At 58.4% G+C, this 21,400-nt stretch carries 22 protein-coding genes; 7 read left to right on the forward strand and 15 right to left on the reverse strand.

The window, feature by feature from the left end:
- Nucleotides 1-5: 5 nt before the first annotated feature.
- From AC4GMC_RS02880 to AC4GMC_RS02915, 8 genes are all read right to left on the reverse strand, one after another.
- Nucleotides 6-1,337 carry a glutamine synthetase family protein gene (locus AC4GMC_RS02880; RefSeq protein ID WP_487877224.1) on the reverse strand — a complete coding sequence of 444 codons (1,332 nt, stop codon included), beginning with the start codon at nt 1,335-1,337 and terminating at the stop codon, nt 6-8.
- A complete protein-coding gene (locus AC4GMC_RS02885; protein ID WP_487877230.1) occupies nt 1,334-2,137 on the reverse strand; it encodes an ABC transporter permease in 804 nt (267 codons plus the stop codon). Before AC4GMC_RS02885 ends, AC4GMC_RS02880 begins: the two co-directional genes overlap by 4 nt.
- Complete coding sequence (locus tag AC4GMC_RS02890) at nt 2,137-3,018, reverse strand: ABC transporter permease (RefSeq protein ID WP_487877225.1); 882 nt, start codon at nt 3,016-3,018, stop codon at nt 2,137-2,139. The genes AC4GMC_RS02885 and AC4GMC_RS02890 overlap by 1 nt, the downstream gene beginning before the upstream one ends.
- A 45-nt stretch (nt 3,019-3,063) precedes the next feature.
- Nucleotides 3,064-3,792 (reverse strand): transporter substrate-binding domain-containing protein, encoded by a 729-nt coding sequence (locus AC4GMC_RS02895; RefSeq protein WP_487877226.1) that lies wholly within the window; start codon nt 3,790-3,792, stop codon nt 3,064-3,066.
- Between the two features lie 42 nt (nt 3,793-3,834).
- Entirely contained in the window at nt 3,835-4,614 is a 780-nt protein-coding gene (locus tag AC4GMC_RS02900; RefSeq protein ID WP_487877227.1) for an ABC transporter ATP-binding protein, read from the reverse strand.
- Between the two features lie 148 nt (nt 4,615-4,762).
- The gene (locus AC4GMC_RS02905) at nt 4,763-5,494 is read right to left on the reverse strand and encodes a PhnD/SsuA/transferrin family substrate-binding protein (RefSeq protein WP_487877228.1); all 732 of its coding nucleotides are present in this window, start codon (nt 5,492-5,494) and stop codon (nt 4,763-4,765) included.
- Nucleotides 5,491-5,931, reverse strand: coding sequence for a tellurite resistance TerB family protein (locus AC4GMC_RS02910; RefSeq protein WP_487877229.1), 441 nt, complete (start codon nt 5,929-5,931; stop codon nt 5,491-5,493). Before AC4GMC_RS02910 ends, AC4GMC_RS02905 begins: the two co-directional genes overlap by 4 nt.
- A 75-nt stretch (nt 5,932-6,006) precedes the next feature.
- The gene (locus tag AC4GMC_RS02915) at nt 6,007-7,296 is read right to left on the reverse strand and encodes an O-acetylhomoserine aminocarboxypropyltransferase/cysteine synthase family protein (RefSeq protein WP_038004860.1); all 1,290 of its coding nucleotides are present in this window, start codon (nt 7,294-7,296) and stop codon (nt 6,007-6,009) included.
- Between the two features lie 281 nt (nt 7,297-7,577).
- Between AC4GMC_RS02915 and AC4GMC_RS02920 the strand changes: the two genes are divergently transcribed.
- Genes AC4GMC_RS02920 through AC4GMC_RS02930 form a run of 3 tightly spaced genes read left to right on the forward strand, consistent with a single transcriptional unit; the run spans nt 7,578 to nt 8,831 of the window.
- Nucleotides 7,578-7,955 (forward strand): NADH:ubiquinone oxidoreductase subunit NDUFA12, encoded by a 378-nt coding sequence (locus AC4GMC_RS02920; RefSeq protein ID WP_487878151.1) that lies wholly within the window; start codon nt 7,578-7,580, stop codon nt 7,953-7,955.
- A 40-nt stretch (nt 7,956-7,995) separates the two neighbouring features.
- Nucleotides 7,996-8,448: an outer membrane lipid asymmetry maintenance protein MlaD gene (gene mlaD, locus AC4GMC_RS02925; protein ID WP_487878152.1), complete on the forward strand. Its 453-nt coding sequence runs from the start codon at nt 7,996-7,998 to the stop codon at nt 8,446-8,448.
- A gap of 2 nt (nt 8,449-8,450) precedes the next feature.
- Nucleotides 8,451-8,831 carry a DUF2155 domain-containing protein gene (locus AC4GMC_RS02930; protein WP_487878153.1) on the forward strand — a complete coding sequence of 127 codons (381 nt, stop codon included), beginning with the start codon at nt 8,451-8,453 and terminating at the stop codon, nt 8,829-8,831.
- Here AC4GMC_RS02930 and aat read toward each other — a convergent pair.
- Genes aat through AC4GMC_RS02950 form a run of 4 tightly spaced genes read right to left on the reverse strand, consistent with a single transcriptional unit; the run spans nt 8,795 to nt 12,874 of the window.
- The gene (gene aat / locus AC4GMC_RS02935; protein ID WP_487878154.1) at nt 8,795-9,436 is read right to left on the reverse strand and encodes a leucyl/phenylalanyl-tRNA--protein transferase; all 642 of its coding nucleotides are present in this window, start codon (nt 9,434-9,436) and stop codon (nt 8,795-8,797) included. The genes AC4GMC_RS02930 and aat overlap by 37 nt on opposite strands.
- A 9-nt stretch (nt 9,437-9,445) precedes the next feature.
- Entirely contained in the window at nt 9,446-10,699 is a 1,254-nt protein-coding gene (locus AC4GMC_RS02940) for a multidrug effflux MFS transporter (protein WP_487878155.1), read from the reverse strand.
- The gene (locus AC4GMC_RS02945; RefSeq protein WP_487880301.1) at nt 10,686-11,339 is read right to left on the reverse strand and encodes a DsbA family oxidoreductase; all 654 of its coding nucleotides are present in this window, start codon (nt 11,337-11,339) and stop codon (nt 10,686-10,688) included. The genes AC4GMC_RS02940 and AC4GMC_RS02945 overlap by 14 nt, the downstream gene beginning before the upstream one ends.
- Nucleotides 11,336-12,874, reverse strand: a complete 1,539-nt coding sequence (locus AC4GMC_RS02950) for a class I adenylate-forming enzyme family protein (protein WP_487879465.1) — start codon at nt 12,872-12,874, stop codon at nt 11,336-11,338. Before AC4GMC_RS02950 ends, AC4GMC_RS02945 begins: the two co-directional genes overlap by 4 nt.
- Nucleotides 12,875-12,948: 74 nt before the next feature.
- Here AC4GMC_RS02950 and AC4GMC_RS02955 point away from each other — a divergent pair, with 74 nt between their 5' ends.
- Complete coding sequence (locus AC4GMC_RS02955) at nt 12,949-13,569, forward strand: helix-turn-helix domain-containing protein (protein ID WP_487878098.1); 621 nt, start codon at nt 12,949-12,951, stop codon at nt 13,567-13,569.
- 84 nt (nt 13,570-13,653) lie between these two features.
- On the opposite strand, the gene AC4GMC_RS02960 is transcribed toward AC4GMC_RS02955, so the two are convergent.
- Nucleotides 13,654-14,673, reverse strand: coding sequence for a patatin-like phospholipase family protein (locus tag AC4GMC_RS02960; RefSeq protein WP_487878099.1), 1,020 nt, complete (start codon nt 14,671-14,673; stop codon nt 13,654-13,656).
- Between the two features lie 35 nt (nt 14,674-14,708).
- A complete protein-coding gene (locus tag AC4GMC_RS02965; RefSeq protein ID WP_487878100.1) occupies nt 14,709-15,482 on the reverse strand; it encodes a 3-hydroxybutyrate dehydrogenase in 774 nt (257 codons plus the stop codon).
- Between the two features lie 337 nt (nt 15,483-15,819).
- Between AC4GMC_RS02965 and AC4GMC_RS02970 the strand changes: the two genes are divergently transcribed.
- On the forward strand, nt 15,820-17,661 hold the full coding sequence (locus AC4GMC_RS02970) for an extracellular solute-binding protein (protein ID WP_487878101.1): 1,842 nt from the start codon (nt 15,820-15,822) through the stop codon (nt 17,659-17,661).
- On the opposite strand, the gene AC4GMC_RS02975 is transcribed toward AC4GMC_RS02970, so the two are convergent.
- A complete protein-coding gene (locus AC4GMC_RS02975; RefSeq protein WP_487879405.1) occupies nt 17,658-18,056 on the reverse strand; it encodes a hypothetical protein in 399 nt (132 codons plus the stop codon). The genes AC4GMC_RS02970 and AC4GMC_RS02975 overlap by 4 nt on opposite strands.
- Nucleotides 18,057-18,272: 216 nt before the next feature.
- On the opposite strand from AC4GMC_RS02975, the gene AC4GMC_RS02980 reads away from it, so the two are divergent.
- Nucleotides 18,273-19,958 carry an NAD(P)H-dependent oxidoreductase subunit E gene (locus AC4GMC_RS02980; protein ID WP_487878780.1) on the forward strand — a complete coding sequence of 562 codons (1,686 nt, stop codon included), beginning with the start codon at nt 18,273-18,275 and terminating at the stop codon, nt 19,956-19,958.
- Between the two features lie 174 nt (nt 19,959-20,132).
- A complete protein-coding gene (ftsY, locus tag AC4GMC_RS02985) occupies nt 20,133-21,398 on the forward strand; it encodes a signal recognition particle-docking protein FtsY (RefSeq protein WP_487877355.1) in 1,266 nt (421 codons plus the stop codon).
- Nucleotides 21,399-21,400 lie beyond the last annotated feature (2 nt).

A 21,400-nucleotide genomic window follows, 5' to 3' on the forward strand; every position in this document is an offset into this window, starting at 1 on the left:
AGAACTTAAACCGTGTCGAGATAGAGGTCCATGCGCTCTGCGTCGGTCAGCTCGCTCACGTCGGTCAATTCTTGCTTCTTGGTCAGCAGAAGGTTCTGAACAAGCCCCTCGGGGAGAAGACGCTTGATCCAAGGATCGCTTTCAAATTGGGCGATGGCCTTGGACCATGTTTCTGGTGTTTGGGGCAGGTCTAGCGCGTATGCGTTGCCGGTGATCGGGGCAGGCGGTTCTTTGGCGTCCTCGATCCCGGCGAGGGCCGCTCCCAACACGACCGCAAGCATCAAGTAAGGGTTGATGTCGCCGCCTGCGATGCGATGTTCGATCCGACGCGCCACTGGGGGGCCAGAGGGCACGCGGATGGCTGCTGTTCGATTTTCATAGGCCCATGCAAGCCCTGTGGGGGCATGGGCGCCGGGCACAAGGCGATCGTAACTGTTTGCGTGTGGGGCAAAGACCAGCATCGATGCGGGTGTTGCCGCCAGAAGGCCCGCAATGGCGTGGCGCAAAGTGTCTGTGCCCTTGGGGCCGCCATCGTCAAAGATGTTTTTCCCGGCCTCATCTAGAACCGAAAAGTGTGTGTGTAGCCCGTTGCCCGCGTAGTCTGGATAGGGTTTGGCCATAAAGCTGGCGGCAAACCCGTGTTTGCGTGCAAGACCCCGGACCAACAGCTTGAACAACCACGCGTCATCAGCGGCCTTTAGGGCATCGGGCTGGTGCATCATGTTGATTTCAAACTGGCCCAGACCTGCCTCGGAAATGGCGGTGTCGGCGGGGATGTCCATGGCTTCGCAGGCGTCATAGAGTTCTGTAAAGAACTGATCGAAGGCATCCAACTGGCGCATGGCCAAGGTCTCGGCTCCGGCACGGCGTTTACCTGAACGGGGCGATGGCGGTACCCGCAGAACGCGGCGGCTGTCATCGATGAGGTAGAATTCCAACTCAGTGGCCACCACGGGCGTCAGCCCCTTGGCGGTGTAGCGTGCGACAACGGCGTTCAGCGCGTGGCGCGGGTCGCCTGCAAAGGGTCGGCCATCGTCGTGGAACATCCAAAGCGGTAGCAGTGCGGTGGGTGTTTCGAGCCATGGCATAGGCACATAGCCACGGTCAGTGGGCAATAGGATGCCGTCCGCGTCACCGGTGTCAAAGACCAGTGGGCTGTCCTCGATGTCTTCGCCCCAGATATCCAGGTTAAGGACGGAAAATGGGAACCGTGTGCCTTCATCCTCAAGTTTGTGGGCAAAGCGGCGGGGGACACGTTTTCCCCTGGCTTGGGCATTTAGATCGCACGCAACCGCGCGGACCGAGTGGATGTGCGGGTTGTCGTGGAGCCAACTCATCGGATCAGTGTGGGCCTTATCTTGAGCTTGGGCGCCTTGCCAAGGTGTCGGTTCAGGCGGCGATTGATTGCCCCCATGGACAGGATCACCACCAAGGTCAGCAGGATGAAATATCCTGCGAGGATGGGGTAAGGCACAAAGGGATTAAAGGTCTTATCGGCAAAATAATTTGCGTAATACAGGGCGTCACCGCGTTGCTGGCGCGCGGGGAACCCTGAAAAGAAAACGAGTGCGGTGGCATGAAACAGAAAGATCGCCTCATTCGTATAGGCAGGCCACGCGAGACGCATCATTGTGGGGAATGTGATGCGGCGGAACTTGGCGTAGCCCGACAGGCCATAGGCATCCGCGGCCTCCATATCGCCCTTTGGGATCGATTTGAGTGCGCCGAAAAAGATTTCACCGGAATAGGCGGCCGTGTTGAGAAACAACACAATCAACGCGCCAAGCCACGCGGACGAAAAGGCATCAAAGATTGGCGATACGCCCTTGAGCGACAGAAAGAAGAAGTAGGCAAAGAAAAACTGAATGAACAAAGGTGAGCCGCGGAACAAAAAGATGAACCATTCCGAGGATTTGCGCGCCCACCGGTTGCTTGATGCCTTGCCCATGGCAACCGCGACCGCCAGCACAAAGCCCGCCAGCAATGCCACGATGCCGAAGTAGATGTTCCACAGCATGCCCGAGCCGATCAGGGTGAACTGCTGGCATAGGGTGAAATCGCTGCGCGGGAGCAGCCGCTCACCATAGCCGAGTGCGCGCAGGCCGTAGTCGCCGATGGTTTGCAGGCAACTTTCCATCACGCGGCTTTCCTTTGGGCTTCGCCACCGGTGGTGGCTTGGCCGTGGGTCAGGCGATTCATCAGCCGCTCTAGCACGACCTCGGACACCCGCGTGAACGCGAGGTAGAACACCAGAAGAAACAGAAAATACCACATGCGCCAATCGCCGTGGGGATAGTCCGTGAAGCGCGGGTTGGCGGTGCCGCCCAGCTCGCGCGCCCAGTAGACGATGTCTTCAACGCCTAATAGGAACAGCAGGGGTGTGGCCTTGATCAGGACCATCCAAAGGTTGCTTAGACCGGGCAGGGCATAGACCCACATTTGCGGCACAAGGATGCGCCAGAATGTCTGTCGGCTGGTCATTCCGTAGGCTTCGGCGGTTTCCAATTGGGCGCGGGGCACCGCCTGCATTGCCCCGTAAAGCACGTTGGCCGCAAACGCGCCGAACACGATTGCAAAGGTAAAGACCGCAAGCGCGAAGCCGTACACCTCGTGCAGCCATTGGGGTGCGTTGCCCAAGGGCAGTTTAGCCGCATCGCAGACGATAAAATCGTTGCCCTGGCGGATCGGTTGGTCCCAGTCGGGGCAAAGTGCGCTGTGGCGCAGGAACTCTAGCCCCTGATCGAGAGCGATCACAAAAAATAGGAAAAACGCGATGTCGGGCACACCGCGCACCACGGAGATATATCCATGCCCCAGCCAGCGCACAGGTGCGATGCGCGACCGTGCCGCTGACGCGCCGCCAAACCCCATCGCCAGAGCTGTTGGCGCAGTGACCGCGAGCAACAATAACACGGTGACGAAGGCCCAATAGAAGTTCGTATGCTTACCCGTGGTGAGGTAGCAGGCGAACCACTGGTAGGTCTCCAGGGTCGAGGGATCGGTGCAGAATGAGAACATGAGATAAAGGGGGGCGGCAGGCGAGAGCCCACCGCCCAAGTGCGATTAGAATTTCGCGCCGACTTCCCATTTCTCGATCAATGCGTTGAGCGAGCCATCTGCCTTCATGGAGGAGATTGCTGCATCCATTTTCGCTTTTAGCTCACCGTCGCTTTCGCGCAGGCCCATGCCAACGCCGCCACCGATCAGCTCTTCACGCTCCAGCTTGACCAGCTCAGCATCGGCCTCATCGATTGGTGCAAGGAAGCTGTCATCGGCCAGAACGGCGTCTGCTTCACCAGCTTTGACGGCTGCAACTGATTCCTCGGGGGATGCGAATTCCAGAAGTGTTGCGCCCATTTCGGCCACGAAAGAGGCTTGGATGGTGTTGGTCTGTGCGGCGATCACAGCGGTTTCGACGTTCAGGTCTTCGTTGCCCGCAGCCACCAAGTAGGAGGATGGATCGGGTTGTGTGTAGTTTTGGGTAAAGTCGATGACCTCATCACGCTCGGCGGTGATGGACATACCTGCGATGATGGCGTCGTAGTTGCCAGACACGAGGTTGGGGATAATGCTGTCCCACTCGTTAGTGACCCACTCACAGGTCAGTTCGGCGCGCGCGCACAGCTCGTCGCCCAACTCGCGCTCAAAGCCGTCAACTTCGCCAGCGTCGTTGAGGAAGTTGAAGGGAGGGTATGCGCCCTCGGTGCCCAGACGGACAACAGAGTGGCCATCGGCAAATGCCGCGCCTGCGCCGATTGCGAGAAGTGCAGTGGATAGGATCAGCTTGTTCATGGTGGTCTCCCGTTAGCTGGTTTTACTGGTAGTCGCCTAGGCTCAGGCCAAATTGGTGGAGGCAAGAAAGCCCCTGAGCCGCTCGGATTTCGGTGTCTTAAAGAGAGCCTCTGGTGGGCCCTCTTCCTCTATCCTACCTTGATGCAGGAATATAACGTGGTCCGACACGTCACGCGCCAGCGCCATGTCGTGGGTCACGATCAGCATGGTCCGGCCCTCTGCTGCGAGGTCCTTGATCACGCGGATGACTTCTTGTTCCAATTCGGGGTCCAGGGCGGATGTCGGTTCATCAAACAACAGGGCCTTTGGCTCCATCGTTAGTCCGCGTGCAATCGCGGCGCGTTGCTGCTGACCGCCGGACAGTTGGGCGGGATAGACGTCGCACTTGTCGCCAATGCCCACCTTATCGAGGATCGTGCGCGCTCGCGCCTCAACCTCAGCGCGATCTTGTTTTAGAACGGTGACAGGGGCCTCCATGACGTTCTCAAGGATCGTCATATGCGCCCAAAGGTTGAATTGTTGAAACACCATGGACAGGTTGGTGCGGATGCGGCGGACTTGAGCAGCATCACCCGGGACGCGTGCGGCCCCTTGGCCCCGCCACTCAACCGGTTCGCCGCAGAAAATGACCTCACCCTGCTGGCTGTCCTCAAGTAGGTTCGCACAACGCAGAAGCGTGGATTTGCCAGAGCCAGACGACCCGATCAGCGAAATCACATGCCCCTGCGGCGCTGTCACGTCCACGCCCTTCAGGACCTCAAGATCACCATAGGCCTTGTGAAGGTCCCGGATTTCGATCACCGGCGCGGTTTCAGAACTCATGGACATCCCCAGATCCAAATGACGTCTGACTTAGCGGTAATTCGTAGCGAAATGCAATGGTGCAGGCTTTAGTGACGGAGCGTCACTTGCGTGGTGTGCGGGTGGAGCCGCTGATGTGCCAAATCCGATCGCAGGTGCCGGATGTTGCTTAACCGACCAGTGGCGGTGGGACAGGGGCGTCGAAATATGCCGATTCTGGCCAGACGTGAAAGCCAGACAAACCCCCAAGCGCATCCGAATTCCGCACGTTCGAGCCGTTGATCGCAGCGTCTAAGGCTGCGCGCAGCGGTGCAGGATCACGCGATAACGCCGTAATCAGCGGAAGGCCCGGTGTAGGCTGCGTGCGTGACCGCACGGGTATGTCGGAAAACTGGGGCGTGTTGCGTCGCAATAACCGCCACGTCACCGCATCAATAAACGCGATATCTGCGCGCCCCTCGGCCACGGCGTGTGCAGAGGCTTCATGCGAACCCGTAATGATGATTTGTGTGTCCGGGCCGACAATCGGGTCATCCTGAGCTGCGGCCCAGCCCGATTGGCTATCGGCCGCGTTGACGGCCAACCTAACGCGTCCGGCGGGGGCCGCACCAATACAAACCGAATGATAGCTACCCACGGTTCCGGGTAGGTTAAAATCTAACGTCCCAACATAGCTCACACGCCCCTTCAACGATGTCCGCAGCGGCAGTGCGCAGGTCTGGGATAGGAAAAGGTCAGGATCGGTCCAATGGGCGGTCCAGTCGTTTGGCAATGCGCTGGGCGGCGTCAGATCCGGCAGATTAAGGCCAAAGTCGCATGCCGCATCTTGGATATCACGCCAAAGGGCCCTCCACGCAGCGGCGCCCGCCACGTCCCAATACATTGGCAGGCTTGCGATCATCCCTGCTTGGCGGCGCGCTGTCGCGCAAAGTTACTATCCCGGTCGTTTATGCCCAGCAGATTGGCGACCATTCGAAGAAAAGTATCTTCGTCGTGGTCTCGTTCCCCATCGGCGAGGACAACTGCCCACAACGCCTCAATAATGGCGGTGCGGTCTTCTAGATCGACGGCATCCTTGATGGCTCGGGTAAAGCGGACTGTATCGGGCGCCTCGCTTTCCAACGTTTCGGCCTGAGCACGCAGTTTTGCGGCCTCAAATGGTGACAAACCATGGCGTGTCTCAAGGATCTTGTCGATCTTGGCAATCTCTGCGGCAGCATAGTCGCCATCCGCGCGGGCGACACGTACCAGTAACGCAGCCAATGCCACTTGGGCATCCGGTTGAGGAAGGCGCTCGGGCTGGGGCGCGATGAGGCGGTTCAAAAGATCAGCAAACATGGATCACCATATAGGAAAGACCGGGGCAGAGTTTTAGGAAAAACGCCGCCCCGGGTCAAAATTAACGCAAAAGGATCAGGCTGTCGCTTTCGCCAGCGCTTGATCTAGGTCAGCGATCAGATCGACGGCATCCTCAATCCCGATGGAAACGCGCACGACATTGGGGGCGGCCCCTGCGGCTTCTTGCTGCTCTGCTGTCAACTGACGGTGCGTGGTCGAGGCCGAGTGGATGATCAGTGAACGTGTGTCGCCCAAGTTTGCCACGTGCGAGAAAATCTCGAGGTTATCGACCAGCTTGATGCACGCCTCGTAGCCGCCTTTGACCGCAAAGGTGAACAAGCCACCTGCGCCGCGCGGGCAGATTTTGGGCACAAGGTGGTTGTAGGGCGACGATTCCAGCCCGGCATAGGTGACGTAATCCACCCGTGGGTCCGCTTCGAGCCACTTGGCCAGTTTGGTCGCGTTTTCAACGTGGCGCTCCATCCGCAGGCTAAGCGTCTCAATCCCGCATAGCGTATAGTGCGCCGCTTGTGGGTTCATCGTCATGCCTAGATCGCGCAAACCAATGGCAATCCCGTGGAAGGTAAATGCCATTGGGCCAAAGGTCTCGGCGAATTTAAGGCCGTGGTAGGCTGGCTCAGGCTGGCTCAAGCTCGGGAACTTGTCGTTCGCGGCCCAATCGAACTTACCGCTGTCCACAACACAGCCACCGGTGACGGTGCCATTGCCAGTCAGGTATTTCGTGGTCGAATGCACGACGAGCGTGGCGCCGTGCTCAATCGGCCGCACAAGGTAAGGTGTAGCCGAGGTGTTGTCGACGATAAGGGGAATACCTGCCTCGTCAGATACAGCCGAGATCGCATCCAAGTCGGTGATGTGGCCGCCGGGGTTGGCGATAGCTTCGCAGAAAACAGCGCGGGTATTCTCGTCGATCGCCGCGGCTACCGCTTTGGGGTCGTCCATGTCGACAAACTTGGCTGACCAGCCGAACCGTTTGATCGTCTGAGAAAACTGCGTGACCGTTCCGCCATACAACCGGGTAGAGGCGACAATGTTGCAACCAGGCTGCATCAGCGGAAACAACGCCATGATCTGCGCTGCGTGCCCCGATGAGCAACAAACCGCGCCGACACCGCCCTCAAGCGTCGCGATCCGTTCTTGCAGCACGGCGACCGTAGGGTTTGTCAGGCGCGAATAAATATAGCCAACTTCTTGAAGGTTAAAAAGCTTGGATGCATGTTCCGCATCGCGAAACACGAATGCAGTGGATTGATAGATCGGCGTGTTGCGTGCGCCGGTTGCGGGGTCAGGGTTCGCGCCCGCATGAATTTGCAGCGTGTCGAAGCCATACGTTTGGTCACTCATGTCATTTCTCCATGTCTTTTTGTCTTTTGTTGCGGCTTTGATAGGCCCGCGCGCCCGCGCCGTCCATCGCAACGATAAATCCAGCGCGGGAATTCCGCCTCGAATCCTCCCTCATCCCAGAATTCCTGCCCTTTTCCGCGACGGCGCGCTCTCTTTGGTTTAGAAATATCCCCGCCGGAGGCACAGAATCCTTTATTTCGCGCCAGATGCCGCAGCTTAGGGGCACTGGACGCTTCGCGGCATGGGGCCTATAGGTGAAGCGTTCGAACCGGAGGACACCCATGTTCTATTTTCTTAAGCGCGCCGTGACGTGGTGGAACAGTCAAACGCTGGGCACTCAGCTTTTTACGTGGCGCAAAGGCGAACGTGTGGGTGAGGATGACCTTGGCAACATTTACTACCAAACAAAGGGTGGTGTGCGTCGCTGGGTGATCTTCAATGGTGAGGCAGAGGCCTCCCGGGTGCCGCCCGAATGGCATGGTTGGTTGCATCACACATACAAACTGCCGCCCACCGAGGCGCCCTTGCCGCATAAGGTTTGGGAAAAGCCGCATCAGATGAACTTGACTGGGACGGCCGCTGCTTATGTTCCCGCAGGGTCGCTAAAACGTGCTAAACCCATTGAACGTCAAGATTATGAGGCTTGGAGCCCGGAATAAACGGGGCTACGTATGGGCACCTGATGTAGGGGGCGCTCCGATGGCTGAAAACCGAACTGAGATTTTTGTAGGCACCGTGGTGCTGACTGTGGCCCTTGGGTTCTTGTTTTACACGGCACAGGCCACTGGCTTTGCGAACGGACCGGGCAGCAGCGCTGCAAACTACTCTGCATCGTTCCGTGCCGCAGATGGCATCGCCGTCGGGTCTGAGGTGCGTCTGGCAGGCGTCAAGTTGGGCACCGTCACGGACCTTGAACTAAACCCCGTCACCTTCCGCGCGGATGCCACGGTGGCAGTGCCGTCTAACCTCGAAATCCCCGATGACAGTTCTTTGATTATCTCCTCTGAGGGGCTGCTTGGCGGCAACTTCGTTGAGATTGTCCCCGGTGGCTCGCCGTTCAACCTAGAGCCCGGTGGTGAGTTTCTCGATACCCAAGGCTCCGTCTCGTTGGTGTCGTTGCTGATGCGGTTCGTGACCGGGTCCGAGGAATAGTGATGCGGCTTCTGGGCGCATTCGTACTGAGCCTTGGCCTTCTAATGGCTCCCGAACAGGCACCGGCTCAGGGGACATCCGTGGTCACGGGCACGGGCACAGGCGCGGTTTTGCGTACCTTAGACAAAGTTACAGGTTCGGTGTTCGATGTTGAGGTCGCTTCGGGCCAAACCATGGGCTACGGCACACTTGAAATCACCCTCAGCGAATGTCGATATCCCGCCAGTAACCCCGCTGGTGACGCGTTCGCGCATCTGGTGGTGATGGACGGCAGTCGGCGTCAGGATATCTTTGAGGGGTGGATGATCGCCTCATCCCCTGCGCTCATGGCGCTGGATCACGCACGCTACGACGTCTGGGTGTTGCGCTGTATCACATCCTGAGCGGACGGCATCGCAGGTGCGCGGGTGAAGTCGGCCTCTTTGCCCAAAGCATGCTCAAGTCGCGCATGATACATCGCACGCGGAATTTCCACGGCACCAAGTGATGTGAGATGTGGTGTAACGAACTGCGTATCAAACAGTGTAAAACCACCTGCCCGCAACCGATGCACCAAATAGGTCAACGCGATTTTTGACGCGTTGGTGCGTCGCGAAAACATACTTTCTCCAAAGAACGCGGCCCCAAGCGTGACACCGTAAACGCCGCCAACCAATGTTTGGTCCTCCCAGACCTCTATGGCGTGGGCATAGCCTGCCCGGTGCAACGCACTATAGAGGCGCGCGATAGGGCCATTTATCCACGTTTCATCACGATCTGCGCAGCCCTCAACCACGGCGTCAAAAGCAGTATTGATGCGGATTTGAAACGGCTCTTTGGCGATGAGTTTGGCCAAAGAGCGGGAGATGTGAAAACCATCTAGGGGCATGACCCCACGCTCGCGCGGATCTACCCAGAAAACCTCGGGGTCGTCGCGACCCTCGGACATGGGGAAAATCCCGGCGGCATACCCCCGTAGCAGCGTTTCTGGCGTCAGCATGGTCGTCATGACGGCACGCTACTCTGTATCGGATGCGCGCGGCAACGCGGCCATCAACCCTCGGGCCAAGGCAGCCAGAACACAGACGCCGACCATCAAAGGGACGGCTGTTCCGTCAAATGCCAACCCCAGTGGCATGGCAATGACCGCCCCAGCGATGGTCGCGACTGAGCCAATAACCGATGACGCAACGCCCGCAATATGGCCCATAGGGCTCATGGCGATGGCGTTTACGTTGCCTATGGTCAGGCCTACCTGAAAGAAAACGGATGTTTTCCAGACGATGAACACTGCGAACAAATAGACCCCATCCAGAAGACCCCCCAGCCAGATCAGCGCGCATAGACCTGACAAAAGGATTTGTGCGACAAGCGTCCAGCGGATCAAGAAATGCATACCCAGCTTTTCGACCAGCGTTGCATTGAGCAATGAGGCCGTGCTCGCGATCAGAGCGACCAGCCCAAACCACAGCGGAAAGCTGGCAGCGCGGTCAAAGGTGAAGTCGAAAATTTGCTGGGTTGAGGCAAGGACGCCAAACAGCATGCTATAGCACAACGCCTGTACCGCAATCGCAAGGCTCACGTTGCGGTTGGCAAGAACTTCACGAAGGCTGGATACCAAAACAGCGGGGCGTAGGGGGCGTCGGGCCTCGGGTGGGTGGGTTTCGGGCTGTCGCAGCCCCATCCACAGCGACAAGAGCACAGCAAACACGACAAAGGCTGCAAAAATTCCGCGCCATCCTGTGACCCAGATAATTCCCGCGCCGATGGCAGGCGCGATTGCGGGCACCAATGCAAAGACCAACATCACAAAGGACATGATTTTGGCCATCCCGCGCCCGGCATATTGGTCGCGCACAATGGCCAGTGTCACCACGCGGGGTCCAGCGGCGCCTAGGCCCTGCAGGACACGGCCCGCTATGACGGTTTCTAAGGTAGGAGCCATGTAAGCCAAAACCGAACCGATGCAAAACAACAGCGCGCCTGCCAAAACAACTGGCTTGCGCCCGACTGCGTCCGAAATAGGCCCCGCAAAGAGCGTCCCGAGGCCAAGGCCAAGAACAAAGGTCGTGATGATCAACTGTGCACGGTTCGGCTCATCAGGGGTCAAGTCGCGTGCAATATCGGGCAGAGACGGCAGCATCGAATCGATCGAAAACGCGACGATTGCTGTCATCATCGCCATGAGGGCGATAAATTCGGCTCGCGATAGTGGGGGCTTGGGCGTCAGTTGGCCGCCAGCCACCGCAGTGTTGGGTTCATTCGGGGACATCTGCCGCTTTGATCTGCGCGTTAAGGTCGTTGATCACTTGGCCCCATAGCTCGGGCGGTTGCGCGCCGGGCACGACGTGCTGGTTGGCAATAATAAATGTGGGCACCGCGCTCACGCCACGTTCGCGTGCATGAGCGTCCCGGGCGCGGATATCGTTAGCATCGGCATCACTGCTCAGCAAGCGGCGGGTCATGTCGGCCTCTAGGCCCGCGCGGGTGCCAATTTCAACGAGCGCATCACGGTCGCCGATATCTTCGCCTTTGATAAAATAGGCCTCAAACAGGGCTTGCGCCATGGGGGTTTGCTTGTGTTCAAGCCCAGCCCAATGGATCATCCGATGTGCGTCCAGCGTGTTTGGCGTGCGGGTGATGCCCTCAAGGTTGAGGTTCAGGCCCATGGCTTCAGCCGTTTCAGCAATGGGGGCGTATGCGCGCACGGCCGCCTCTTTGCCACCAAACTTACCCTCCAGATAGGCGCGACGATCCATGCCTTCGGGCGGCATGTCCGGGTTCAACTGGAACGGATGCCAAGCCAGCACAAAGGGGTGGTCGCCCGCCGCCTCTAGGGCGCGGAACAGATGGGTTTTGCCAATAAGGCACCAAGGGCAAATCGGGTCGGAAAGAATATCAAGGGTGATCATCCCCTCTCGTCGTTCACTCGGCTGTATTTTGCAACCCCTGAGGCAAGCACCGCCGCCTCTGCCTCGGTGCGTAGGGCGCGGCGGTTCAGCTTGCCGTTGGCGTTTCGCAACAGTGTGTCACATGCGAAATAGAGGCGCGGCTGTTTGAAACGGGCCAGATGGGTCCGGGCCATGTCACGAATGTCGTCCTCTTGGCCGCCGACGTGAAACAGTGCGATCACAGTCGTGTCTTCGTGCAGGCGCACCTCACAGGCGGCTACCTCCGATACGCCGGGCGTGAGCGAGAGCTTGTTTTCTACTTCCAAAGGAGAGACCCGAAAGCCCCCGGCGTTCATCATATCATCGCGGCGGCCCAGATATGTGATTGCGCCGTCACGGGCCATGGTGACGTAATCGCCGGTGCCAAACCAAGCCGTGCCAACGGGTGCAGGCCCTGTTCCCGTTTTCCAATAACCCAGCATCAGCCCCGGCTCAGACGTGTGTAGGCACAATTCTCCGGGCGTATCATAGTCTACGGCTAAGCCACCTGTGCGCACGCTGATGTGACGCCCCGATTGTGGGTAGCCAGCGGTCCCGACGGAGGCGGGCCGGCTGGGGCTGCCCGAGATATAGGTTGAGCATTCTGACATCCCCAACGCTTCGTGCACCGCGGTTCCGGTTGCTTTTATCCATGCCGCGCGTGTGACGTTCGGCAAAGCCTCCCCCGCGCTTAGCCCATGGCGTAGCTTGCGCAAGGGCGGGATCGGGCCGCGTAGCATTTGGCGATAAACCCCTGGGGCGGCGGCAAAGATCGTTACATTGTGGGCGGCAATCATGGCCGGAAGGTCCTGAGCCTTGGTGCCCTCAGCGGGGATCAGCGCAGTAGCTCCGATGGTCCAAGGGTCCATCAGCCCAGTCCCCATCGTATAGGTCCAGTTGAAGGCCCCCGCGTGCATTAAACGGTCATCTGCTCGCAAACCATACCAGCCGTCCCACATCATCTGCCGCGCCCAAACAGCCCGATGAGCATGACACACCGGCCGCGATATCCCACCACTGCCAGAGGTGAATACAATGTAGGCAAGCCGGTTTGGGTCGCCCATCTCTGGGGCAAGCGGGGGCAGGCTTTGCATTTGGCGCAAGCTCTCTTCATCCAGCAACGGCAGATCGGTCTCGGGCACAACAACGCCGCATGAGGTTGCAATTGCGGTCGGTGTCACCTGCGAAATGAGGCTCGCAACCTCGGAATCCGTCAGTGCGGCGGCCGTGGGTACGGGAATGATACCCGCCCAAATGCAGGCCAAATACGTCAGCGGACAGATCACAGAATTTCCTTGGCGCAGCATCAGCCTGTCGCCGCGCTTCAGGCCCGCGTCCCGTAAACCACGCGCCATACCTGCCACGGCTTGCCTGAGGTCCGCATAGGTCCAAGGCGCGGACCCATCTCCAACAACCTGCAAGGCGTAGGCACCGGGTTTTCCGGTTTCCAACACATAGGCCGCCATATTGAACTCAGCGGGTGGAGCGGGAAATGTATCGTGAAAAAGAGCAGGCATATGCAATGTTTAAGTGTCAGGGTTCCATGCGGCAAGCGCTTGCAGCAGCTTTGGGCTGAGGATACAACGGCAACATGTCCAAGACCGAACCCAGCCTGATCCGCTTGGCCCGCGAAAGCGGAAGCGACCGCAGCCCCGAGCCGCTCAACCTCGCCGAGCGGGTGCGCTCCTTGCGCAAATCGCGCGGCTGGACGCTGGAACAGGCCGCCAATCAGGCCGGTCTGGCGCGCTCCACCCTCTCCAAGATCGAGAACGGCCAGATGTCACCCACTTGGGAGGCGCTCAAGAAACTCGCCACCGGGCTGGAGATTTCGGTGCCGCAGCTGTTCACCCCTCCCAAAGAGGGGCAGGTCACAGGCCGTCGCACAGTCACCCGCATGGGCGAGGGTGAGGCTCATGTGACCACAACCTACGAACACGAATTGCTCGCGGGCGCTCTCACTACGAAACGGATGCTACCCTATCGCGCCCGAATTCGCGCCCGTTCTTTTTCCGATTTTGACGATTGGGTCCGTCACGACGGAGAAGAATTCCTACTGGTGCTGACAGGCGCCATCCGGCTCTACACCGAATTTTACGAAGCGATCGAAATGCGCCGGGGTGACAGCGCTTATTACGACGCCTCGATGGGCCACAATGTTGTCTCCGTATCAGACGAAGACGCCACGATCCTATGGGTCACGTCGCTACCATAACTCTTTCTTTGGTTCCAAAATATCCCGGGAGTGTGAGGGCAGCGCCCTCACGTGGCGCGGGGCCAAAGGCACCCAGGCAATCATTTAACTGTCAAACATCGCCGCCAGATCGACTGAGCTTTCATCGCCTATCTGATCAAAATGCTGGTCTAAAAAGGTATCCGTTGCGCGGTATCCCGCAGTCCGCAGTTGCGCCAAGACCGCCGGGTTCGGGACCAGCTTCGTTGCCACAGATAGTTGCTGCATCAGCGCGTCGTCGGCGACCATATGCACCAACACATCCTTCATTGCATCGCCTGACATAGTGCCCGCATGCAAAAGGCGCTGCACAAAGGCAATCGCACGCAATTCTCGCAAAAGGGATGTATTAAAGCTGATCTCATTTATGCGATTTTGGATGTCACGCGCGGAACGCGGCACTTCAGCTCGGTGCAGTGGGTTGATATTCACAACCAGAATATCCCGTGGGAGATCCTTGTGAAACAGCGGGAACAGGGCCGGATTGCCAGTGTATCCGCCGTCCCAATAGGCCTCGCCATCGATTTCGACGGCCTCAAACAGCGTGGGCAAACAAGCAGAGGCAAGGATCGCATCGGTTGTGATATCATCGCGGGTGAACACGCGGATCTTCCCTGATCGAACGTTGGTCGCACATATATGGAACTGCGGCCCTGCCTCGGAACAGATATTGTCAAAGTCAAAGCCCTCGACAATGCGGCGCAGCGGATTGGACGTCGTACCGCGGTATAAATAGGGTGATATGTTTCGTGACGTGGTGTCCGACAGCGCGAATGGCAGCGAGTATTCAATCGCCCGGCTGATCGCCATTGGCGAAAACGCGTTAAGCCATGGCCCAAACGCCTCATCCGTGATCGCGCCTACTTTGGTCCAAAGCGCCTCAAGCCCAGCCTTGGCTTTGTCCCGGTCGCCCGTGACCAACCCGCATTTTATAGCCGCGCCGTTCAGTGCGCCTGCAGATGTGCCCGAAATTGCTGCGATCTCGATCCGTTCATCTTCTAGCAACCGGTCCAGAGCGCCCCAAGTGAACGCGCCATGTGCCCCGCCGCCCTGAAGGGCCAGGTTGATGCGTTTGGCTTGGGCCATGGGGTAAATCCTTTTGCGTTAAAGAAATTGGGGGATCACAGGGCGGTCCAACCGCCGTCCACTGAGATTGTCGTGCCCGTGATTTGTGCCGCCGCGTCCGAGCAAAGGAACACAGCCGTACCGCCCATTTGTTCAACCGTTGCGAATTCTTTCGATGGCTGCCGCGTCAATAGGACGTTTTCAACGACCTCTTCACGGCTCATGCTGTATTCCTTCATGGTGTCGGGGATTTGGGCCTCGACCAATGGGGTTAAAACATAGCCGGGGCAGATCGCGTTGGCGGTAATCGGCTCGCGCGCGGTTTCGAGGGCGACGACCTTGGTCATGCCCACAACGCCGTGTTTCGCTGCAACATAGGCCGATTTGTACGGCGAAGCAGTCAACCCGTGGGCCGAGGCGATGTTGATGATCCGGCCCCAGCCAGCCGCGCGCATCATCGGCAACGCGGCTGCGGTGGTGTGATAGGCCGAGGACATGTTGATCGCGACAATTGCGTCCCATTTGTCTTGGGGGAACTCATCAATCGCGGCGACGTGTTGGATGCCTGCATTGTTGATGAGGATATCACATGCTCCGGCCTGCTCGACCAAGGCGCGGCACTGATTGCCCGTGGACATATCGGCCTGAATGTAGCGGGCGCTGACGCCGTGATCCGCCGCGATCTGGGCGGCTAAGGCATGATCCTCTTCGCGGTCGGTGAATGAGTTGATCACCACGTTCGTCCCGGCCTTGGCCATTTCGATTGCGATACCCAAACCGATGCCGGAATTGGACCCGGTGATGACGGCGGTCTTGCCTTGAAGTGTCATGGATCTTTTCCTTTGTCTCACGTTGCGTCAACGATAGCTGCTGCACCGCAGAATGAAAGGAAGTTCTGCTAAACCTGCCGCACTGCGGCATCAATTGTGATCGGCTGTGATGCTCGGCGGCTGTGTTTGACGGCCTCAATTTTGAGCCAAAAAAAACGCCAGCACGAAGCTGGCGTTAAGTTATTGAGGCAGGTTTCATACAGGCAAGAAACCTATCGAGCAGTGAGATCAATATACTGGATGCGGTGTTGAGAGTCCAAGTTAAAGTTTTGGACTATCTTGAGGGATCACCGTATCTTGAGGCCAATAAATCAAGGAAAACAGGAACTGTTTCGATATGGCCTTTAATTCTTTTCATCGAGCAGTCGCGGGTGCTGTGCTTGGATTGGCGTTTTTTTGCCAACCGATTCTTGCCACCGATTCTCCCTCCGAAAGCGCTGAACCGCACCATGGAATCGCTCTTTACGGTGCTCCGGCGTTGCCTGCGGACTTTGCGCATTTGCCTTATGCCAATCCCGACGCCCTCAAGGGTGGGACGTTCATTGATGGTCAGGTTGGCGGTTTCGACAGCCTGAACCCGCACATTCAAAAGGGCCGCGTGCCGTGGCAGTTGCGGTTCCTTGCACACGAAAGCCTGATGGGGCGATCCTATGATGAGCCGTTCACATTATACGGCCTTCTGGCCGAGACGGTTGCAGTCGATCCAGCGGGCCATTGGGTTGAGTTTCACCTTCGCCCTGAGGCGCGGTTTTCCGACGGTAGTCCGGTCACTGTTGAGGATGTGATTTGGTCCTACGAGACGCTCGGCACCCAAGGGCACGCACGCTACCGCGGGTCATGGGCGCAGGTGGCTCGTATTGTGCCCGTGGGCGCGCGGGGGCTGCGCATCAGTTTCAAGGCGCCCAACCGTGAGTTGGCGATGATCATGGGAATGCGCCCCGTATTGAAAAAAGCCCAGTGGGAGGGCCGCGATTTCGCCGAAAGCGGGTTGGATGTGATCCCGATTACGAGTGCGGCCTATGTCATCACAGATTTTGAGCCGAACCGTTTTGTGGAGCTGACCCGTAACCCTGACTACTGGGCGCGGGATCTGCCACTGCGCAAAGGTGTCCACAACCTTGATACCCTTCGGATGGAGTTTTTCACCGATGCGTCCGCCATGTTTGAGGCGTTCAAATCCGGTGAACTGAGCACGATGCGCGAAACCTCTGCTGCGAAATGGGCGGAACAATATGATTTTCCGGCTGTGCAAAGCGGCGCTATTGTCAAATCCGAGGTGCCGCATCAACGCCCCACGGGGATGACGGGCTTGGTGATGAACACTCGCACCGGGTTCTTTTCGGACTGGCGCGTGCGCGAGGCGATGATTGAGGCGTTTAATTTCACTTACACCAACGCTGTCCTCAACGGCGGCGCGCTGCCTCGGATCGAGAGTTATTTTGCGAACTCACCGCTGGGCATGACGCCCGGCGCCCCGGCGCAGGGCCGCGTGCGCGACCTGTTGGCACCCTTTGCAGACAGCCTTCCACCCGGTGCGATTGACGGTTATTCCTTGCCCAAGGGCAGTGAGCGTGTGGCCAACCGTGGGGCGATCCGGCGGGCCACCGCCTTGCTTGCGGACGCAGGCTATACCGTTGAAAATGGGCGCCTAATGGGGCCGGACGGGCCACTTCAGTTCGAAATTCTCCTGCAAAACGGCTCAAGTGAGATCGGTTCGGTGGTCGATATATATGTCGAAGCGTTGGAGCGGCTTGGCCTTGATCCTGAGATTTCCTCAATCGACAGCGCCCAATATACGGAGCGTGTGAACAGCTACGATTTCGACATGACCTATTATCGCTGGGGGTTGTCGTTGTCGCCGGGCAATGAGCAATGGCGCTATTGGGGCCCTGAGGGGGTTGAGGCGCCAGGATCGCGTAACCTGATGGGCACTGACACGCCCGCGATTTCCGCGATGATCGAGGCTATGTTGGATGCGCACTCGCAAGAGGACTATGTGGCCGCGGTGAAGGCACTGGACCGGGTGTTGACGGCGGGGCGTTATGTAGTCCCGTTGTGGCACAATCCGGTGTCTTGGATCGCCCATGATGCGGAGCTGAAATTTCCCTCTGACCGGATTTCGATCTATGGTGACTGGATAGATTTCCAGCCTGATGTGTGGTGGCGCGATCCGAATTAAACACCCAAGTCGGGTGCTTCGCATTCCAGTGGCGCGTCGTCCTCATGGACGGCAAACAAATCATTCAGCGGGTCCGCGCCCTTTGCGCGGGCCGACACACCGCCGCCGGGCTGCTTGAAAAAGTCCCAACAGATCGGCTCGGGGCTTTCATCATAGATAAAACAGATGTCGCTGTCGGCGTTTTCAAACCATATGCCGCGTTGGCATTGGCCGTCCTCAAACGCCCAAATGACGCGTTTGTCGGGAAAGTATTGCTCGGCCCCAAAGGCGCGACCTGCGCGTTCAAAATAGAGGGTTTTACCGGACACACGGGCGTCAAACTCCGGGCCTGAAAACGTCTCTTGGCCGAGTGCAGGTGTGGTGAGCGTGAGGCAAAGGGTTATGGCAAGGCGCATGGTCACTCCGGGTTGCAGGCTCAATCATAAGTGGGGCGGGGGCGGCTGAAAACCATGCCTGTCAAATCTGTGTGCTCGCCCGTGCCAAGAGAATACGTTTCCTATGATAGTCACGCAGCTATCGGCTTGGGGGAATTCGCCCATTTGGTGTCGGTTTTGACATTTTGGGTGGCTACGAGCGTGCTATCACACACCCGATGCGCGCGGGAGGCTTTCATGGCATTGGACGACAACAAAGGTGTGTGGAAATCAGGTCGAGGCAAAGGGCGCAAAACGCCCAAGGGTCGGCAGTATGAGGACAGCGCACTGGCTAAAGTGCGCGCGCTTTTAGGCGATCGTCCCCGGCGTCGGGACCTGCTGATCGAGTTTTTGCACCTGATCCAAGATGCCTATGGCCACCAATCGGCAGCGCACCTACGCGCCTTGGCCGAAGAGATGAAACTGTCGATGGCCGAGGTCTGGGAAGTCGCAACGTTTTACGCGCACTTCGATCCACTGCGCGAAGATGATCCAGTGCCGCCCGCACTCACGATCCGCGTCTGCGATTCGCTATCGTGCGAACTGGCTGGATCCGAGGCGTTGATTTCTGCGCTTGAAGAGGGCGTTGACCCATCCCAAGTACGCGTTTTGCGCGCGCCTTGCATGGGGCGCTGCGACACGGCGCCAACATTAGAGCTGGGTCATAACCATATCGATAACGCCACACCCGATTTGGTCCATGCGGCAATTGCGGCCGGGGATACCCACCACAAGATGCCCGACTACGAAGGGTTTGAGGCGTATCGCAAAGGCGGTGGCTACGCCGAGCTGGCGCGTTTGCGCGAGAACGGCGATTGGGAGCAAGTACAGGATCAAGTCCTTGCCTCAGGGCTGCGCGGACTTGGCGGGGCTGGGTTCCCATCGGGCAAGAAATGGGGCTTTGTTCGGGCCAATCCTGGGCCACGCTATTTGGCCGTGAACGGGGATGAGGGCGAGCCGGGCACATTCAAGGACCGCTATTATCTAGAGCGTAAGCCGCATCTGTTCCTTGAGGGGATGCTGATCGCTGCGTGGGCTGTCGAGGCTGAGACCTGCTTTATCTATATGCGGGATGAATATCCGGCAGTTCTTGAAATTTTGGCGACCGAAATCGCGGCCCTAGAGGCGGCGGGTATCGTTGAGCCAGGATACATCGATCTGCGTCGTGGTGCGGGTGCCTACATCTGCGGTGAAGAAAGCGCGATGATCGAATCGATCGAGGGCAAGCGTGGCCTACCGCGTCATCGCCCGCCGTTTGTTGCTCAGGTTGGCGTGTTTGGTCGTCCGACACTGGTGCATAATGTCGAAACGTTGAAATGGGTGGCGCGGATTGTCCGCGAAGGCCCTGAAATTCTGTCATCGGTCACGCATAACGGCCGTACTGGCCTGCGCAGCTATTCCGTTTCGGGGCGCGTCGCGGCACCGGGCATGTATCTGCTGCCTGCTGGTTCAACGATTGTCGATATCATCGATGCGGCGGGTGGCATGGCTGAGGGGCATGTGTTCAAGGCCTATCAACCGGGCGGGCCATCGTCGGGGGTTCTGCCCGCGACATTGAATGATGTGCCGCTGGACTTTGATACGTTGCAGCCGCATGGCACGTTCATCGGGTCTGCTGCCGTGGTTGTCCTATCTGATCAAGACCGCGTCCGGGATGCGGCATTGAACATGCTGCGGTTCTTTGAGGCCGAGAGCTGCGGGCAATGCACACCTTGCCGTGTTGGCTGCGAGAAGGCAGTGAAGCTGATGCAGGCAGAAACGTGGGATCAAGAGCTTTTGGAAGATCTCAGCCAAGCGATGGTTGACGCGTCCATCTGTGGGTTGGGGCAGGCGGCGCCGAACCCTATCCGGCTGACGATGAAACACTTTGCCGAGGAAATCTAAGCGTCGCCCTTTGGGCGTTTACATGAGTTAGGTGGCGCTGCCCCCGCCTCCGTACCGGAGCCTCCCCCGGAGTATTTTGGGAACAAAGGAGGTCAGGTGACGCAGTGGCTTTCAAACCGTGCTGGCTCGTATTAGATGTGAGCGCCGTAGGCGACGGCAGGAACGGTCTGGGCGATGGCATTTTTCAAGAAACTCAAGGAACGGATGTTCAAGAGCTCCTCTAAGTTGGAGGAGGGTTTGGATGCGATCGTTGAAGACGGTGGCGCGGTCGAGGCGGTCGCGGATACTGATTTGCGCGCTGAGGCCGAAGCAGAACGCCTGACGATTGAGGCGGCGGAGCGCGCTCGGCGTGACGAAGAACTTGCGCGTGTAGAAATTGAGGCTCAGGAAGCAGCGGCTGCTTTGGTATCGGCACAGGACGCTGATGCAGAGCGACAAGCGGCGGAGGCGGCCCGCATTGAAGCTGACCGAGTGGAGGCCGCCCGCATCGCAGCGCTTGAGGCTGAGAAGCGCCGCGTTGAGCAAGCGAAAGCCGCAGCTGAGGCAGCCCCTAAGCCCGGCCTTTTTGGACGGATTTTGGGCCGCGGTGAAGCTAAGACGGTGGTGCGACGCGCGCTGGATGATGAGATGTTGGAGCAGCTGGAAGAGCTGCTAATCACGGCGGATATGGGGGTTGATACCGCATTGCGGGTGACGGCCAATATGGCCGAGGGCCGGATGGGAAAACGGCTTTCTACGCAAGAGATTAAGGGGCTTATGGCCTCTGAGGTGGCGGCAATTATGGAGCCTGTCGCTAAACCGATGCCATTGTACCCCAAAAAGCCCCAAGTGGTGTTGGTTGTTGGCGTAAATGGCTCTGGAAAGACGACGACTATCGGCAAGCTGGCAAGCCAGTTTCGCGCCGCGGGCAAGTCGGTTGTTATTGCGGCCGGTGATACGTTTCGGGCTGCGGCAGTGGAGCAATTGCAAGTCTGGGGGGATCGGGCAGGCGTTCCTGTTTTGACGGCACCCGAGGGATCTGACCCGGCCTCATTGGCATTTGATGCGATGACCAAGGCCGAGGCGGATGGTGCAGATTTGTTGATGATCGACACCGCAGGTCGTTTGCAAAATCGAGCCGATTTGATGGAAGAGTTGGCCAAGATTGTCCGTGTGATCCGCAAAAAAGACCCCTCTGCACCGCATAATACCTTGCTGGTTTTGGATGCGACGACTGGGCAAAACGCGATCTCTCAGGTGGAGACATTCCAAAAACTGGCAGATGTGTCCGGCCTTGTGATGACAAAGCTGGATGGTACCGCACGGGGCGGGGTTTTGGTTGCCTTGGCGGATAAATTCGGTCTGCCGATCCATGCCATCGGCGTGGGAGAGCAGATCGACGACCTGCAAGCCTTTGATCCAGAAGACTTCGCAAGAGCGCTGACAGGCTTAGATGCCTGACG

It is taken from the genome of Thalassobacter sp. (assembly GCF_982993085.1).